Source organism: Aeromonas sp. MdU4, from assembly GCF_041929505.1.
Taxonomy (GTDB): Bacteria; Pseudomonadota; Gammaproteobacteria; order Enterobacterales; family Aeromonadaceae; genus Aeromonas.
This window is the reverse complement of record NZ_JBHFMW010000030.1, coordinates 16,671-32,339: the sequence shown is the minus strand read 5'-3', so window position 1 is coordinate 32,339 and position 15,669 is coordinate 16,671. Positions and strand designations below refer to the sequence as shown.

The 15,669-nt window shown below is 57.2% G+C and carries 16 protein-coding genes; 10 read left to right on the top strand and 6 right to left on the bottom strand.

The annotated features are described in order from the left end of the window. Positions 1-233: 233 nt before the first annotated feature. The 5 genes from ACE1BR_RS18175 to def all read right to left on the bottom strand — a co-directional run bounded on the left by ACE1BR_RS18175 (position 234) and on the right by def (position 6,051). The gene (locus ACE1BR_RS18175; protein WP_374872753.1) at positions 234-1,676 is read right to left on the bottom strand and encodes a TrkH family potassium uptake protein; all 1,443 of its coding nucleotides are present in this window, start codon (positions 1,674-1,676) and stop codon (positions 234-236) included. 96 nt (positions 1,677-1,772) lie between these two features. Further along, complete coding sequence (gene trkA / locus ACE1BR_RS18170) at positions 1,773-3,149, bottom strand: Trk system potassium transporter TrkA (protein WP_374872751.1); 1,377 nt, start codon at positions 3,147-3,149, stop codon at positions 1,773-1,775. Positions 3,150-3,228: 79 nt separating this feature from the next. Next, positions 3,229-4,521, bottom strand: a complete 1,293-nt coding sequence (gene rsmB / locus ACE1BR_RS18165) for a 16S rRNA (cytosine(967)-C(5))-methyltransferase RsmB (protein ID WP_374872749.1) — start codon at positions 4,519-4,521, stop codon at positions 3,229-3,231. A gap of 60 nt (positions 4,522-4,581) precedes the next feature. Beyond that, a complete protein-coding gene (gene fmt / locus ACE1BR_RS18160) occupies positions 4,582-5,526 on the bottom strand; it encodes a methionyl-tRNA formyltransferase (RefSeq protein WP_374872747.1) in 945 nt (314 codons plus the stop codon). A gap of 12 nt (positions 5,527-5,538) precedes the next feature. After that, positions 5,539-6,051 carry a peptide deformylase gene (gene def, locus ACE1BR_RS18155; protein WP_374872745.1) on the bottom strand — a complete coding sequence of 171 codons (513 nt, stop codon included), beginning with the start codon at positions 6,049-6,051 and terminating at the stop codon, positions 5,539-5,541. A 108-nt stretch (positions 6,052-6,159) separates the two neighbouring features. On the opposite strand from def, the gene ACE1BR_RS18150 reads away from it, so the two are divergent. From ACE1BR_RS18150 to ACE1BR_RS18110, 9 genes are all read left to right on the top strand, one after another. Beyond that, positions 6,160-7,251, top strand: a complete 1,092-nt coding sequence (locus ACE1BR_RS18150) for a LysM peptidoglycan-binding domain-containing protein (protein WP_374872742.1) — start codon at positions 6,160-6,162, stop codon at positions 7,249-7,251. Between the two features lies 1 nt (position 7,252). Continuing rightward, complete coding sequence (dprA, locus tag ACE1BR_RS18145; RefSeq protein ID WP_374872739.1) at positions 7,253-8,368, top strand: DNA-processing protein DprA; 1,116 nt, start codon at positions 7,253-7,255, stop codon at positions 8,366-8,368. Then, positions 8,361-8,834: a DUF494 family protein gene (locus ACE1BR_RS18140; protein WP_374872737.1), complete on the top strand. Its 474-nt coding sequence runs from the start codon at positions 8,361-8,363 to the stop codon at positions 8,832-8,834. The genes dprA and ACE1BR_RS18140 overlap by 8 nt, the downstream gene beginning before the upstream one ends. Positions 8,835-8,889: 55 nt before the next feature. Beyond that, the gene (locus ACE1BR_RS18135; RefSeq protein ID WP_374872735.1) at positions 8,890-9,447 is read left to right on the top strand and encodes a topoisomerase DNA-binding C4 zinc finger domain-containing protein; all 558 of its coding nucleotides are present in this window, start codon (positions 8,890-8,892) and stop codon (positions 9,445-9,447) included. A 74-nt stretch (positions 9,448-9,521) separates the two neighbouring features. Then, a complete protein-coding gene (gene purE / locus ACE1BR_RS18130; protein ID WP_005339704.1) occupies positions 9,522-10,025 on the top strand; it encodes a 5-(carboxyamino)imidazole ribonucleotide mutase in 504 nt (167 codons plus the stop codon). Between the two features lie 135 nt (positions 10,026-10,160). Next, complete coding sequence (locus tag ACE1BR_RS18125) at positions 10,161-10,721, top strand: Sua5/YciO/YrdC/YwlC family protein (protein ID WP_374872733.1); 561 nt, start codon at positions 10,161-10,163, stop codon at positions 10,719-10,721. A 112-nt stretch (positions 10,722-10,833) separates the two neighbouring features. Continuing rightward, positions 10,834-11,742, top strand: a complete 909-nt coding sequence (gene hemF / locus ACE1BR_RS18120) for an oxygen-dependent coproporphyrinogen oxidase (RefSeq protein WP_374872731.1) — start codon at positions 10,834-10,836, stop codon at positions 11,740-11,742. Between the two features lie 103 nt (positions 11,743-11,845). Further along, positions 11,846-12,667 carry a shikimate dehydrogenase gene (aroE, locus tag ACE1BR_RS18115; RefSeq protein WP_374872728.1) on the top strand — a complete coding sequence of 274 codons (822 nt, stop codon included), beginning with the start codon at positions 11,846-11,848 and terminating at the stop codon, positions 12,665-12,667. After that, positions 12,664-12,924 (top strand): DUF1488 domain-containing protein, encoded by a 261-nt coding sequence (locus ACE1BR_RS18110; protein ID WP_374872726.1) that lies wholly within the window; start codon positions 12,664-12,666, stop codon positions 12,922-12,924. The genes aroE and ACE1BR_RS18110 overlap by 4 nt, the downstream gene beginning before the upstream one ends. Positions 12,925-13,702: 778 nt before the next feature. Here ACE1BR_RS18110 and yihA read toward each other — a convergent pair. Continuing rightward, positions 13,703-14,359 carry a ribosome biogenesis GTP-binding protein YihA/YsxC gene (gene yihA, locus ACE1BR_RS18105; RefSeq protein WP_374872724.1) on the bottom strand — a complete coding sequence of 219 codons (657 nt, stop codon included), beginning with the start codon at positions 14,357-14,359 and terminating at the stop codon, positions 13,703-13,705. A gap of 142 nt (positions 14,360-14,501) precedes the next feature. On the opposite strand from yihA, the gene ACE1BR_RS18100 reads away from it, so the two are divergent. Then, on the top strand, positions 14,502-15,119 hold the full coding sequence (locus tag ACE1BR_RS18100) for a c-type cytochrome (protein ID WP_374872722.1): 618 nt from the start codon (positions 14,502-14,504) through the stop codon (positions 15,117-15,119). The last annotated feature ends 550 nt before the right edge of the window (positions 15,120-15,669 follow it).

Sequence of the window (15,669 nt, the reverse complement as noted above, 5' to 3'; positions counted from 1 at the left end):
GGGCCTGCTGGCAGGGGCGGGGTCTTATGGGTAAGCCAAATCCATCGCTATAAATTTAATTTATGGATTTTGCCTTAATGGCCCAACTTTAACTTATGTGAGCGAATTGGGCTGCCTGACGCACTCTGCGGCTCATGCCAAGCCGTTACAGTGCTGTGCCCGATCCGGGGATATAAAGAGCGACGCCCTCCACCGGTTGTTATCAACCGGTGGAGGGCGTCGCTACTTGCGCGTTACTGGCGCCAGAACGAGGGGAAGAACAGCACGGCGACGGTCAGGATCTCCAGCCGTCCCAGCAGCATGCCAAATGACAACAGCCACTTGGCCGAGTCGGGCAGGCTGGCGAAGTTGGTGCTGGGGCCCACCACCGGCCCCATGCCCGGACCGACGTTGGCAACCGCGGTGATGGAGCTGGAGATGGAAGTGAGAGGGTCGAGCCCGATGGCGGCCAGCAGTGCCGCGATCACCAGAATGATAGCGAAGTAGGCCAGCACGAAGGAGATCATCGAGCGGATGATGGCGTCATTGACCGTGCGGCCGTTGTACTTCTGGGGGAAGACGGCAGAGGGGTGCATCAGTTGGCGCATCTGCTTTCTGAACAGAGCAAAGGCCACCTGTACCCGGAAAATCTTGAGCCCGCCAGCGGTAGAGCCGGAGCAGGCACCAAGCGCCAGCAGCACGATGAAGGTGATGCTGGCGAGCGGTCCCCAGGTGCCGAAGTCACCCAGCCCGAAGCCTGTGGTAGTGAGCACCGAGACGATATTGAAGCAGCTGATGCGCAGGGCATCCCAAAAGCCGAACACATCCCGTTGCCACAGGTAGAAGGTCATGATGGCGGTGACCCACACCACCAGCCAGAAGAAACCGCGTACCTGGGCATCCTTGAACAGGCTGTAGTCCCGGTGGTTGAGGCTCTGCACATAGAGCAGGAAGGGCAGGCCGCCGAGGAACATGAACAGGGTGCCAATCCAGTGCGCCGAGTTGGAGAAGTGGGACATGGATTGATCGGAGGTGGAGTAGCCGCCGGTACTGAGGGTGGTCATCGAATGGTTGATCGCCTCGAACATGTTCATGCCACTGGCCCAGTAGGCCATGAAGCAGAGCATGGAGAGCACCAGATAGACCAGCACTATGTTGTTGGCCACCGTCTTGGCCCGCGGTGCACTTTTATCTGACCAGTCAGAGCTCTCGGTCTGGAACAGCTTCATGCCGCCGACGTTGAGGTAGGGCAGCACCGCCACCGCCATCACGATAAAGCCAACCCCGCCCAGCCACTGCAGGATGGAGCGCCACAACAGGATGCTGTGGGCCATGTTGTCGAGGCCGGAGAGTACGGTAGAGCCCGTGGTGGTCACCCCGGACATGGTCTCGAAATAGGCGTCGGTGAAGTTGATGTGGGTGATGAAGACAAAGGGCAGGGCGCCGAAGATACAGGCCACCACCCAGACCGAGGTGGTGAGCAGGAACATCTCCCGTACCCCCAGATGGAACTCCGCCTTGCGTCCGTAGTGGAGGCAGAGCAGGGCCGCACCGTGAGTGATCAGCACCGACTTGAGAAACTCGACGAACCCTTCTGAGCCGGTCAGCAGGGCCAGCAGGGTTGGCAACCACATGAAGAGTGCCAGCTTGGAGAGCACCAGCCCGAGGGTGAAGATAATGGGACGCAGCTTGATCATGTCCGATAACCTGGTCGTTGATTAAAAAAAGACCCGGACCGTCCCCTTTGGGGAGTTGAACCGGGTCTGGTTTGACAGCCTGTGCGCATGAAGACGTTACAGGAAGAAGGGGCTGGGCTGGAACAGCCGCTCCACTTCCGGGATGTACTTCTTGTCCACCAGGAACATGACTACGTGGTCATCCTGCTGGATCTTGGTGCGATCGTGAGCGATCAGTACCTCATCACCACGGACAACAGCACCAATGGTGGTACCGGGTGGCAGCTTGAGCTCACCCACCGTCTTGCCGACCACCTTGGAGGTGTTCTCGTCGCCGTGAGCGATCGCCTCGATCGCCTCTGCAGCGCCGCGGCGCAGGCTGTAGACGTTGGCGATGTCGGCCCGGCGCACGTGGGTCAGCAGGGCCGAGATGGTGGCCTGCTGCGGCGAGATGGCGATATCGATGGAACCACCCTGCACCAGATCCACATAGGCACCGCGCTGGATCAGCACCAGAGTCTTCTTGGCGCCCATCTTCTTGGCGAGCAGGGCCGACATGATGTTGGCCTCATCCTCGTTGGTCACGGCGATAAAGACGTCGATCTGGTCGATGTGCTCCTCGGCCAGCAGCTCCTGATCCGCCGCATCGCCGCAGAAGACGATGGTGTTTTCCAGCAGTTCGGAGAGCTGCTCCGCCCGCTTCTGGTTGCGCTCGATCAGCTTGACGCTGTAGCGCTTCTCCAGCTGGCGGGCGAGGCCGGCGCCGATATTGCCGCCACCGACGATCATGATGCGGCGGTAGGGGCTCTCGAGGCGCTGCAGCTCCGACATCACGGCGCGGATATGACCTGCCGCCGCTACGAAGAAGACTTCGTCATCCGCTTCGATGATGGTGGTCCCTTGCGGGCGGATCGGGCGACCCTGGCGGAAGATGGCTGCCACCCGGGTTTCGATATTGGGCATGTGCTCGCGCAGGGTGGAGAGCGCATTGCCGACCAGCGGGCCGCCGTAGTAGGCCTTGACCGCCACCAGCCCGACGCGGCCACCTGCGAAATCAACCACTTGCAGGGCACCCGGATACTCGATCAAGCGACGCACATAGTCGGTCACCAGCTGCTCCGGTGCGATCAGGTGATCCACCGGCACCGATTCCGGCAGGAACAGACGATCCCGCTCGGTCAGATAGGCTGGCGAGCGGATCCGCGCCACCTTGTTCGGAGTGTTGAACAGGGAGTAGGCCACCTGACAGGCGATCATATTGGTCTCGTCACTGTTGGTGACGGCAACCAGCATGTCGGCATCCTGCGCCCCCGCTTCGCGCAGTACCTTGGGGTGAGCGCCATGGCCGTTGACCACCCGCAGGTCAAACTTGTCCTGCAGTTCGCGCAAGCGCTCGCTGTCGGTGTCGACGATGGTGATGTCGTTGTTCTCTCCGGCCAGGTTCTCGGCCAGAGTGCCGCCGACCTGGCCGGCTCCCAAAATGATGATTTTCATAGGGAACGTCTACTCACGTTGAGGCAGTAAAGGGGCATGCCGCCAGCATGGCGATTGCCCCGGGAGAAGCTTGTCAGAGTCACAGCTTGACCAGCTTGGCGTAGTAGAAGCCATCCATCTCGGCTTCACCCGGCAGGAACTGGCGACCCGGGCAGTCCGGCGTGTCCTGTTCGTGCAATGGTACCAATTTGGCATTTTTGGTCGCGGCAAGGAAGGCGCGGATCTGTTCGCGGTTCTCTTCCGGCAGGACGGAGCAGGTGGCGTAAAGCAGGGTGCCGCCGCTCTTCAGCTTGCCCCAGAGGGCATTGAGAATGCGGCGCTGCAGTTCGGCCAGCTCGCGAATGTCCTGATCACGGCGCAGCCACTTGATGTCGGGATGGCGGCGGATCACGCCAGTGGCGGAGCAGGGGGCATCCAGCAGGATGCGGTCGAACTGACCCTCTGGCCACCACTGTTCCGGTGCCGCGGCATCACCGTGGATAACCTTGGCGGTCAGGCCGATGCGGTTCAGGTTCTCCTGCACTCGCTTGAGGCGGTTCTCGTCGGCATCGACGGCGACCACGCCAGCCAGCTTGGGCTGACGCTCCAGCAGGTGAGCGGTCTTGCCGCCGGGGGCTGCGCAGGCATCCAGCACCCACTCGCCCGGTTGCGGGTCGAGCAGGGCGGCAGCCTGTTGTGCTGCGCCATCCTGTACCGAGCAGTCACCGACCTCGAAGCCGGGCAACTTGGTCACATCGCAAGGACGCTCCAGCAGGATGCAATCTTCGCCTTCTTCACCAGCCACCGCATTGATGCCGACTTCGGCCATGCGAGCCAGCATGGCATCGCGGCTCTGGCGCTGGCTGTTGTTGCGGATCCACATGGGGGGGCGCTGGTTGTTCGCCTCCATGATGAATTCCCACTCATCCGGATAGGCCTGACGCAGGCGCTTGGTGAGCCACTCGGGGTGACCGAGGCGAATGCTGGGAACGCGGTCAATGCGCAGCAGAATGACTTCGGCGCTGCGCTGGAAGTTGCGCAGTACGCCGTTGATGAGGCCACGCAGGGAGGTACCCTTGAGCAGTTTGACGGCGTTGACGGTCTCGGCCACCGCGGCGTGAGCCGGAATGCGGGTGTAGATGAGCTGATAGAGACCGACCAGAATCAGGTAGTGGAAGATGCGGCTCTTGTTCTTGAGCGGCTTGTCCATCATCTCGTTGACTGCCGCATCGAGGCGGGGCAGCCAGCGCAGGGTGCCGTAGCAGAGTTCTTGCAGGAGAGCGCGATCGCGTGGCGCAACCTTCTCCTGGGCAGCAGGCAGAACAGCGGAGAGGGATTGACCCTGATCCAGCACCTGTTGAATAACGAGAGCGGCCTGTGCACGTGTTTTCATAGAGTTACCTTAGATGCGCAAGTCGGGGCCTGGGCCCCGCTTGTGTCAATTCAATCCAGTTCAATTCAATTGCGTGCCGGGTTCAAACCAGTCGCGGCGAGAGTTGAGCAGATCCGAAACGGACATCGCCTTTTTGCCCGGCGGTTGCAGGGTCAGCAGGCGCAGTACCCCTTTGCCGGTGGCGATATCGATCCCCTGCTTGTCGGCCTTGAGCAGGGTGCCGGCGGGTTGGCCGTGGTCACTGTCCACCACTGCGGCTTGCCACACCTTGATCGTCTGGCCTGCCACTTCAAACCAGCTGATGGGCCAGGGGTTGAACGAGCGGATACAGCGTTCGATAGCAACGGCCTCCATCGACCAGTCGATGCGGGCCTCTTCCTTGGAGAGCTTCTCGGCGTAGTTGGCCAGCGCATCATCTTGCGCCTCGGCAGCGGTTTCACCGGCGGCCATGGCATTGATGGTGTCGACCAGTGCCTGCGGGCCCAGCTCGGCCAACTTGTCATAGAGGCTGGCTGAGGTTTCGTCGGTGGCGATGGGGCAGCTCACCTTGCGGATCATGGCGCCGGTATCCAGCCCCACATCCATCTGCATGATGGTGACGCCAGTCTCGGCATCGCCCGCCCAGATGGATCGCTGGATCGGCGCGGCACCGCGCCAGCGCGGCAGCAGGGAACCATGAACATTGATACAACCCAGACGCGGGGTATCGAGCACCACCTTGGGCAGGATCAGGCCATAGGCGACCACCACCATCAGGTCGGCGCCAAGGGCGGCCAGTTCTGCTTGCGCCTCTTCTTTGCGCAGGCTAGCCGGTTGATAGACCGGCAGATTATGGGCCAGCGCCAGCTCTTTGACAGGGCTGGCGGTGAGCTTCTGGCCGCGACCGGCGGGCTTGTCCGGCTGGGTATAAACGGCGACGACCTCGTGGTCGGAAGACAACAACGCCGCCAGGTGACGGGCGGCGAAGTCGGGAGTACCGGCAAAAATCAGTTTCAGCTTATTCAATGGGGCAGATCCTCAGAGGGCTTTGCGATCTTCACGGGCCATTTTCTCCAGCTTCTGGCGAATACGCTGGCGCTTGAGCGGAGACAAGTAATCCACAAACAGCTTGCCCACCAGATGATCCATCTCATGCTGGATGCAGATAGCGAGCAGATCATCCGCTTCCAACTCGAATGGCTTGCCATTACGATCCAGCGCCCGAACCTTGAGCTGTTCGGCTCGCGGCACCAGTGCGCGGTGCTCGGGAACGGAGAGGCAACCCTCTTCGATGCCGGTGCTACCACTTTGCTCGAGGATTTCCGGGTTAATCAATACCAGAGGATCTTCACGGTTTTCAGAGACATCGATCACTATGATGCGCTGATGAATGTCGACCTGAGTCGCGGCCAGGCCAATGCCTTCCTCCGCGTACATGGTTTCGAACATATCATCTACAATTTGTTGTAACTCGGGTGTAAAGGTCTCGACAGGGGCTGCGATGGTACGCAGGCGTTCATCGGGAAAACGCAATACATCTAGAATGGCCATAGTTTTTTCTTTAGTTTCGTATAAATGCAGTCAATATTGGCGTAATTCTAGTCATTTACGCCGATAAAAAACAGCAACACTTTGCGCGCAGAAGTAACAGGGAGTGTTATGTATCTGAAGCAAACCATCCTCGCCTGCCTGCTGGCAACCGTGAGCCAGGCAGCGCTTGCCGATCAGCTGAAGCTGAAAACGGGTTATCCCGAGAGCTATGTGGTGCAAAAAGGCGACACGCTGTGGGATATCTCGGGCAAGTATCTGGCTGAACCCTGGCTCTGGCCCCGCCTCTGGAATATCAATCCGCAGATTGCCAACCCGCACTGGATCTACCCGGGCGACGTGCTGCAACTGAGCTGGGTCAATGGCGAACCCCGCCTTGGCAAGGCGATGCAGGGGGGCAAGCAGGTTATTCGCCTAAGCCCGAAAACCCGTTACGAGAACAAAGCCAATCCTATCCCGACGCTGCCTATCAGCGAGATCGGCCCCTTTTTGCAAACTGACCATATTCTGGCCGATAGCCAGCAGCAGAAAACCCTGCCCTACCTGTTGGGCTCCGACGAGAAACATATCGGCATGCTGGAGGGGGATACCCTCTATGTACAGGGGGCATTGACACCCGGTCAGATGTACGGCGTTTACCACCCCGGTGCAATCTACAAGGATCGTGATACCGGTGAGATGCTTGGCCAAGAAGCCGTATTGGCTGGCATTGTGCGTGCGGTTGCCCGCCTCGATGATGATCGCACCGAAGTCACTTTGACTCACAACCAGCGTGAAGTCTTGCAGGGTGACAAGGTGATGGCATTGCCAGACCAGGAGAGCATGCCTGCCGTATTCATGCCCAAGGCTGCTCCCGCGATTACACCCGGCTATATCATCGATTTGCCGAGCAAGGCGCGTGGTGGTGGCAAGTTTGATGTGGTGTTGATTAACAAGGGAGCCCGGGATCAACTCTCTGCGGGGGATGTGCTGGATGTGCGGCGGCCCGGCGCAGCGCTGGTGACCAAGAATGGTTCCGTGCAGTACAAGGAGCTCTCGTCGGTTTATAACAAGGTGTTTTACAGCAGCAATAACAAGCCTCCGCTGCCTTCCGAAGCGATTGCCCGCGTCATGTTGTTCAAGGTGTATGACAAACTGAGTTATGGTCTCATCATGCAGAGCAAGGATATGGTGAGTTCGGGTTATCAGGTCACCCACTTCTGACGTGAGCTACCCCGACGCGCGTCTGGCGCTCTGGCTAACTCTCGATGCGGTCACCGGTATCGGTCCGGTGACCGCAGCCCGTCTGTTGGCTCGGGTTGGCGGTGAGATTGCTGCGTTGTTTTTGTGCGATGAAACACAACTGCATGCCATGGGGTTGTCGTCAGAGCAGATCAAGCAGCTGCGCTGGCCCTCGCCAACTGTTGAGCAGAGCCTGTCTTGGGCCGCTTTGCCTGACAACGTCCTTATTCCGCAAGATCACCCTGTTTACCCCCCCTTGTTGCGGGAAATCCCCGCCGCGCCCTTGCTGCTTTATTGCCGAGGCGATCTTGCAGCGCTGTCGCTACCCCAGCTGGCGATGGTGGGGACGCGCCATCCCACCTACGCAGGCAAAGACAATGCGTCCCGCCTCTGTGGTGAGTTGGTTGAATGTGGACTGGCCATTACCTCTGGGCTAGCGCTTGGTATCGATGGTATCTGCCATCAGCAGGCTCTGGCTTGTGGCGGCATAACTCTTGCTGTATTGGGATCAGGTCTCGACAGCCTCTATCCCAAGCGCCATCAGGGGCTGGCAGGCCAGATTCTGGAAAAGGGTGGTTTACTCATCTCCGAGTTGGCGCCGGATAAAGGGCCACTGGCTGAACATTTTCCTCGTCGCAACCGTATTATCAGTGGTCTGTCGCTGGGAACTCTGGTGGTGGAGGCGACCGAGCAGAGCGGTTCGCTGATCACCGCCCGCTATGCGCTGGAGCAGGGGCGTGAAGTGTTCGCGGTTCCTGGCGCCCCGCAAAATGCCCAGGCGATAGGGTGCAACAGATTAATTCAGCAGGGGGCCAAACTTGTGCTGAGTGCGGCCGATATAGTGGAAGAGCTGCCAGAGTGGGTCGCACGGCCACATCCGTCGGTCACACCATCTGAGCAACCGCATAATAGCGAATTGCCTTATGCCGATTTGTTGGATAACGTAGATTATGAGACCACGAGCGTGGATACCGTTGCCGAGCGGACCCAGCTTCCTGTCGAAGTGGTATTGGGCAGGTTGGTAGAGCTGGAGCTGGCCGGTGCAGTGATGGCGGTAGCCGGTGGATACGTCAGAGCGAGGAGGGCGAATCATGTTTGATGTATTGATGTACCTTTTCGAGACCTACATCCACAGCGATGCAGATGTGATGGTCGAGCAGGATGAGCTCACCGACGAGTTGAGCCGGGCCGGTTTCGATAAAGCCGAAATCGACAAGGCACTCGACTGGCTGGAGCGGCTGGCCAATCTGCACGATAGCGAGCGGGAGATCTATGTCTCCGCCAGCGCGCAAGGCTCGATGCGTATCTATGCCCCACAAGAGCTGGCTCGTCTCAGCACCGAGTGCCGCGGCTTCCTGCTCTTTCTGGAACAGGCCCAGGTGCTGAACGCCGAAACCCGCGAGATCTGTATCGAGCGCCTGCTCGAGCTGGACAAGCCGGATATCGAGCTGGATGACCTGAAGTGGGTCGTCATGATGGTGCTGTTTAACGTACCGGGCAGTGAAAATGCCTACCAGCAGATGGAAGAGCTGGTGTTTGATGAGTCAGACGGCGTCATTCACTGACAGTCCGGTGCCGCGCTGGTAGAATTCAGACCATCTGGATTTCAAGGCGCGGCCCATGTCAAAAATCGATCATCACCTCTTTTCAGCCCACGAACATGCCTTCGAGCGCGAGCCGTGCCCGCAGTGCGGGGCCGAGCTGGTGATCCGCCAGGGCAAACATGGCCCCTTTCTCGGCTGTTCTGCCTATCCTGCCTGTGATTACATCCGCTCCCTGACACCATCCGGTCGCGACATCGAAAAGGTGCTCGAAGGCTCTGCCTGTCCCAATTGCGGACAACCGCTGGCGATCAAGAAGGGGCGTTACGGTCTGTTTGTCGGCTGTACCCAGTATCCGGCCTGCCAGCACATCGAATCCCTGCAGGAGCGCGACGATACCCAGATCCTCTGCCCAGAGTGCGGCAAGGGTCATCTGGTGAGCCGGACCTCCCGCTACGGCAAGCAGTTTTACTCCTGTGATGGCTATCCCCATTGCAAATATGTGGTGAACGACAAGCCGATCCCCATGCCTTGTCCCGAGTGTGGCTGGGGCATCATGGTCGAGAAAAAAGTGAGGGGAACTCTGCGTTGGGTCTGTCCGCAAAAGAAATGCGGCCACCAAAGTGAGCAGGTATAATCCCGCCGCCGCAACCCGATTGAAACGTTTTCGGCGAACTTCAACCCCCCACTTGGAGTAAGGAAATTCCCACCATGAATAAACCCTTTGTTGCCGTATTGATGGGCTCTGATTCTGATTTCCCCGTGATGCAAACCACCCTTGAGGTGCTCAAGTCATTCGATATCGCTGTGGAAGTCAAAGTCACCTCCGCGCACCGCACGCCGGCTGCGACCCATCAGTATGTGACCGATGCCGAGGCCCGTGGCTGCAAGGTCTTTATCTGTGCTGCCGGTCTGGCGGCGCATCTAGCGGGTGCCGTAGCTGGCATCACGACTCGTCCCGTGATCGGGGTGCCTATTGATGGTGGCCCGCTCAAGGGGCTGGATGCACTGCTCTCTACCGTGCAGATGCCGGGTGGCGTACCGGTGGCGACCGTGGCGATCGGCAAAGCTGGTGCCAAGAATGCAGGTTATCTGGCAGCCCAGATGCTGGCAGTAGCCGATGATGAACTGGCGGCCAAGGTTCGGGCCGAACGCCAGAAGAATGCCGAAGAGGTGATGGCCAAGGATGCCGCCCTGCAGGCTCAACTCAAGTAAGTGAACGGGTGTCGATCCGGAAGTGTCGTATTTTTCCTGTGCTACAGCAAAAACGTCGCTTCGCCATGATCGCCGCCATACGGGTTCAACTTGCTTCCACGTGACGAGGCGGCAGCGTGGCTGCCGCATTTCCCTATGCCAAATGAATTTGAACAAGCGGTTGCTGCCCTCCAGCAGGAAGGGGTGATTGCTTATGCGACCGAGGCCGTGTTTGGTCTGGGTTGTGATCCCGACTCTGAAGTTGCGGTACAGCGACTGCTGGCCATCAAGCAGCGCCCGGTGGAGAAGGGGTTGATCCTGATTGCTGCCGACATGGCGCAATTGCAGGATTACATCGATCTGAGTCAGCTTAGTGGTGAGCAACTGGCTCGGGTTGAAGACAGCTGGCCCGGCCCCTTTACCTGGATCATGCCTGCCCGCGCGACGACGCCAGTCTGGCTGACCGGGCAGTTCGAGACCCTGGCGGTACGCGTGACGGCCCATCCTCAGGTGCAGGCTTTGTGCCGCACCTTTGGCAAGCCGCTGGTCTCTACCAGCGCCAACCTGACCGGTGAGGAGCCTGCCCGTCGGGTGGCCGATATCGGTGAGCGGCTGGCAAGCAAGCTGGCCTATATCCTGCCCGGTGAAGTGGGTGGTCAAGCCAACCCATCCGAGATCAAGGACGCCCGTACCGGCACCATTATTCGCCCCTCCTGAGCGGGCGGATACGCTATGATTTGCCATCAATCCGCTGAGCGGTGAGCTCTCCAGATTGATTTAACTATAAAAATGGACAGGGCGTTCACGACCCTGCCTGACTGGAGACAAGATGAGCAAACCGGATGTGGCCCAGGTCAAGGCCTTCCTGTTGCAGTTGCAGGACGAGATCTGTCGTGGTCTGGAGCAGGCCGACGGTAGTGGACACTTTGTGGAAGATGCCTGGAGCCGTGAAGGCGGTGGCGGCGGTCGCACCCGCGTGTTGCGCCACGGCGCAGTGATCGAGCAGGGCGGGGTCAACTTCTCTCATGTCTATGGCGATGCCATGCCTGCCTCTGCGACGGCCCATCGGCCCGAACTGGCCGGTCGCAAGTTTGAGGCCATGGGCGTGTCGCTGGTGATCCATCCGCACAACCCCTATGTGCCGACCAGCCATGCCAACGTCCGTTTCTTCATCGCCGAGAAGGAAGGCGAAGAGCCGATCTGGTGGTTTGGCGGTGGCTTCGATTTGACGCCCTTCTACCCGTTTGCCGAGGATGTGCAGCACTGGCATCAGGTCTCCCGTGATCTCTGCCAGCCCTTTGGTGATGAGATCTACCCCGAGTTCAAATCCTGGTGTGATCGCTATTTCTTCCTCAAACACCGCAATGAGACACGGGGGGTGGGCGGCCTCTTCTTCGACGATCTGAATCGCTGGCCTTTTGCTGACTGCTTCGCCTTTATGCAGGCGGTAGGTCGGGGTTATCTCGATGCCTACCTGCCGATCATCGAGCGACGCAAGGCGCAGCTCTATGGCGAGCGAGAGCGGGAGTTCCAGCTCTATCGTCGCGGGCGTTATGTGGAGTTCAATCTGGTGTATGACCGGGGCACCCTGTTCGGGTTGCAGAGCGGCGGACGTACCGAGTCGATCCTGATGTCGATGCCACCATTGGCCCGCTGGGAGTATGACTGGCAGCCGGAAGCGGGCAGCCCAGAAGCATTGCTCTATACTGATTACCTCACGCCGCGAGAGTGGCTGTGACCAGAGGGGCCATGATGGCCCCTTTTTGCTGGCCGATATTCGGCTTGTTCCTGAGTGCGAAAACCCGTTAAATCGGAATATTGCCCTCTGATGGAACTCTTTGATGGATCGTTATCTGGTTTTTGGCCACCCGGTGCGCCACAGCAAGTCCCCCTTCATTCACACCCTGTTTGCCAGACAAACCCAGCAAGAGCTGGAGTATGGGTTGGCTGAGCCCGCTGTCGACGCGTTTGCCCAGACCCTGCGAGCCTTTTTTGCCCAAGGGGGTAAGGGGTGCAATGTCACCGTCCCCTTCAAGGAGCAGGCATTTACCCTGGTCGATCAATTGAGCCCGAGGGCCAAGCGGGCGGGCGCGGTCAATACCATCAAGCTGACCGATGATGGCGTGCTGCTGGGAGACAACACCGATGGCGCCGGGTTGGTTGCCGACCTCAAGTCCCACGGTGTGACGCTGGCGGATAGCCGGATCTTGCTGCTGGGCGCAGGCGGGGCGGCTCGTGGCGCATTGGCGCCGCTGCTGGCCGAACTGCCGAGCGAGCTGGTGATCGCCAATCGCACACATGCAAAAGCGCAGCAGTTGGCTGTCGAATTCCACGATCTGGGGCCAGTGACCGCACAGACCTATGAGCAGCTGGCAGGGCGGTTTGATCTCATCATCAACTCCACCTCTGCCAGCCTGCAAGGGGAGCTGCCGCCGTTGGCGCCTGCCCTGATCCACGCCGATATTGCCATCTACGACATGATGTATGGTGCCTCGGATACGGCGTTTATCGGTTGGGCCAAGCAGCAGGGGGCCCGTCAAACCATGGATGGGCTCGGCATGCTGGTGGAGCAGGCCGCTGAAGCCTTTACCGTGTGGCGCGGAATTCGTCCCGGGACTAAACAGGTATTGAGAGAGTTGAAGCGTAACTTGGGGGTGATATGAATCAGGGTATTCTGTTTCCCGATCTGATGGAGTGGCAGGCTGGTGAACAGCGGGTTCGCTTTCCCGCCCAGCAAATGGGGGCGCTGATAGATTGTTACATCAGCCAACGGCGACTGGAGAGAATGACCGGCCTGGTGCTGACGAGGGAGGATGACATCGTCAGAGCCTTCGAAAGCGTACGTTTTGATATTGAAGAGTTGGCTGAAAAACTCATTGAAGAACAAGCGTTTGCCGAGGATGGTGCTATCTATCTCTGATTTTTTAAAGTTTTTTTGTTTTGTAGCGGAACTACTTGGAAATGCTGCTGACTAACTAGATAGTTGAGGAAGTGCTAGCTAGTCACCTTTATAACTCCCCGGTACTTGTACTGGGGATTTTTTTATCTTTATGAAAATAAAAGATTTTTTCTTTAGTCATTGATCGTGAAACTAAATTACATAAATTACTTTCACTTTCTGCTGCTTTGCTGTACAGTTGTCTGCGTAGGGTACAGAGGTAAGATGTTCTATCTTTCAGACCTTTTATTTCACGTAATTGAATGTGGCTGAATAGCGGCCCCGATGAGATTCTCGTCGGGGTGTTTTTTTATGTGTGCGATTTAGAGTAAATGCTTTAATTTGGCGATGCATTTGATAGAATGAGGGGGTTTCTTGAGGTACACCTGTCGTCTGGTGCTCAAGATTCAGCTTCTTCCCAATTTTTTGAACTTATTGTTTTCAGGCTGGATGGCAGAACTGTCGTCCGGCCTCATTTTTATCCCCTCCTGCCAGTTTTCGTAATTAAATTTCATTCCTGTCGATTTTTGTGATTTTTTCAGATCTTGGAAAGACAAAAATGAAAACGCTATCAGAGCCATGAAAAGTTAATTCTCATGGAGAATTAATTGGCTATCTACATGAACTGTAACCAATAATTTATTGATGGGTGGGTTTTGGTAATCGGAAGTGGGTGGCAATGGAGATGAAAGCAGAAATCTGAAACCCTTTCAATCAGCGGAGGAGTGCTCCGCCAATTGCAAGGAAAGCGAGGAGTGGATTACTCCTCGACAGGTTGCTGTTCGTCAGCGCCCAGCAGATCGGTATCGTCACCACTGACGTACCATTCGGTCAGGGTTTGTGCCAGCTTCTCCACACCGATATTGGTGAGGGAGGAGAATGCTTCTACCTGGATCTGAGAACCCAGATTGGCTACGGCCTGGCGTACCTTGATGACCTGATTGTTGCGCGGGCCAGGGCTCAGTTTATCGGCTTTGGTCAGCAGCAGCATGACTGGCAACTGGCGGTGCGAACTCCACTCCAGCATGTTCATATCGGTATCTTTGAGCGGATGGCGAATATCCATCAGGATCACCAGACCTTTCAATGATTCACGGCGCTGCAGGTACTCTGCCAGTGACTTTTGCCACTTGAGTTTCATTTCCAGCGGCACTTGCGCATAACCATAACCCGGCAGGTCGACCAGACGTTTGCCTGGCTCCAGCTCAAACAGGTTGATCAGCTGGGTGCGACCGGGTGTTTTACTGGTGCGAGCCAGGTTCTTGTGTTTAGTTAAGGTGTTCAATGCAGATGACTTACCGGCGTTGGAACGGCCGGCGAACGCGATCTCGACACCCCCATCATTTGGCAGGTGACGGATGTCGGGTGCGCTGGTCACAAAATGCACCTTATTGAAATTCAGAGTTTGTGTATCCAACGTAAATTCCCCATGGAGATAGAGGGTTATAGAGTTACTTTTTTGTAAAATGGTGTAAAATAGCGTCGCTTAAACGCGTTTATTTTAACATGCCTTCAGCGGCATGGGATCTGGAAGCCTAATAACGAAAAGTTGGAACGCCATGAAGAACCTAGTCATTACTCTTGCTCTGATGGTTGGCGTAACGGGGATGGCACAAGCTAAGGGCGATGCCGCTGCGGGACAAACCAAGGCTGCCGTTTGTGCGGCGTGTCATGGACCGGACGGAAACAGCCTGATTGATATGTACCCCAAAATTGCTGGTCAGCACGCATCATATATCAAAAAGCAGTTGGTGGAACTCAAGGCTGCCGCTTCTGGCCAAATTGGCCGGGTTGCGCCAGTGATGGGGCCGATGGCGTTACCTTTGTCGGAACAGGACATGGATGACCTGGCAGCGCACTTTTCTAGCCAGAAGGTGACTCCTGTCTCGGTGCCTGACGATGTGATCGCTGCTGGTAAGGCGCTGTATATGGGTGGCGATATGAGTCGTGGTTTGCCAGCCTGCACGGCGTGTCATGGGCCGCGAGGTTCCGGGGTCGAACAGGCTAAGTATCCAAGCCTTTCTGGCCAGCATCCTGCGTATATCAAGGCTCAGTTAACCAGCTTCCGTGCAGCGACGCGTGACAATGATCCGAATGGCATGATGCGTGATGTTGCCAAGAAACTGACTGATCAGGATATCGATGTTCTGTCCAAATATGTGGCAGGGTTGCACTGATATAGTCGATACGGTTGGATTTGTTTGTCATGGGGAGCTTCGGCTCCCCATTGTTTTTGTAGTTTTTAGATAATTCTCGGTTTAATCCCTCCATTCTGTAAGAGATCTTCCATTCGCGAGGCAGGTCAGAGCTCATAAAATTACATTTAATATTAAATATTCATTATTTATCAGCATCTTACTGTCTATTTGATGTTTTTAGGCATATTGAGAAAATTTTGAGTAGATTGAGCCGCTTTATGGAGTTGATACAGTAGGTTCAAGGGATGCATCCACGGATTGGGTGGCGGTTTCACAACAGACAGCGTGTTGTGGGCAAAGGATGGCAGGCATGGCGGGATGCTATGGGCTCATATGAGCTGGCAAGGGATTGAAGGATCAGGATGGTGACCATCTCCGGAATGGGATGGGGTTGCGGGATGCAGACTCCCCGGCGCGATGGCTGGATGCAGTCGAGACGGGTCAAACAGGCACACGCATACTCAGGAACGACCAATACAAGGTCAGGATGACCATACCCCGATATGGCGCGATGAGAAGTTGTCACGTA

Bases quoted from the DNA above. Each gene is read 5' to 3' on its own strand.
- purE (WP_005339704.1), top strand. From the start codon at position 9,522: ATGAATAAACCCTTTGTTGCCGTATTGATGGGCTCTGATTCTGATTTC.
- aroE (WP_374872728.1), top strand. From the start codon at position 11,846: ATGGATCGTTATCTGGTTTTTGGCCACCCGGTGCGCCACAGCAAGTCC.
- ACE1BR_RS18100 (WP_374872722.1), top strand. From the start codon at position 14,502: ATGAAGAACCTAGTCATTACTCTTGCTCTGATGGTTGGCGTAACGGGG.
- ACE1BR_RS18135 (WP_374872735.1), top strand. From the start codon at position 8,890: ATGTCAAAAATCGATCATCACCTCTTTTCAGCCCACGAACATGCCTTC.
- hemF (WP_374872731.1), top strand. From the start codon at position 10,834: ATGAGCAAACCGGATGTGGCCCAGGTCAAGGCCTTCCTGTTGCAGTTG.
- ACE1BR_RS18110 (WP_374872726.1), top strand. From the start codon at position 12,664: ATGAATCAGGGTATTCTGTTTCCCGATCTGATGGAGTGGCAGGCTGGT.
- ACE1BR_RS18150 (WP_374872742.1), top strand. From the start codon at position 6,160: ATGTATCTGAAGCAAACCATCCTCGCCTGCCTGCTGGCAACCGTGAGC.
- ACE1BR_RS18125 (WP_374872733.1), top strand. From the start codon at position 10,161: ATGCCAAATGAATTTGAACAAGCGGTTGCTGCCCTCCAGCAGGAAGGG.
- trkA (WP_374872751.1), bottom strand. From the start codon at position 3,149: ATGAAAATCATCATTTTGGGAGCCGGCCAGGTCGGCGGCACTCTGGCC.
- rsmB (WP_374872749.1), bottom strand. From the start codon at position 4,521: ATGAAAACACGTGCACAGGCCGCTCTCGTTATTCAACAGGTGCTGGAT.
- ACE1BR_RS18175 (WP_374872753.1), bottom strand. From the start codon at position 1,676: ATGATCAAGCTGCGTCCCATTATCTTCACCCTCGGGCTGGTGCTCTCC.
- ACE1BR_RS18140 (WP_374872737.1), top strand. From the start codon at position 8,361: ATGTTTGATGTATTGATGTACCTTTTCGAGACCTACATCCACAGCGAT.
- def (WP_374872745.1), bottom strand. From the start codon at position 6,051: ATGGCCATTCTAGATGTATTGCGTTTTCCCGATGAACGCCTGCGTACC.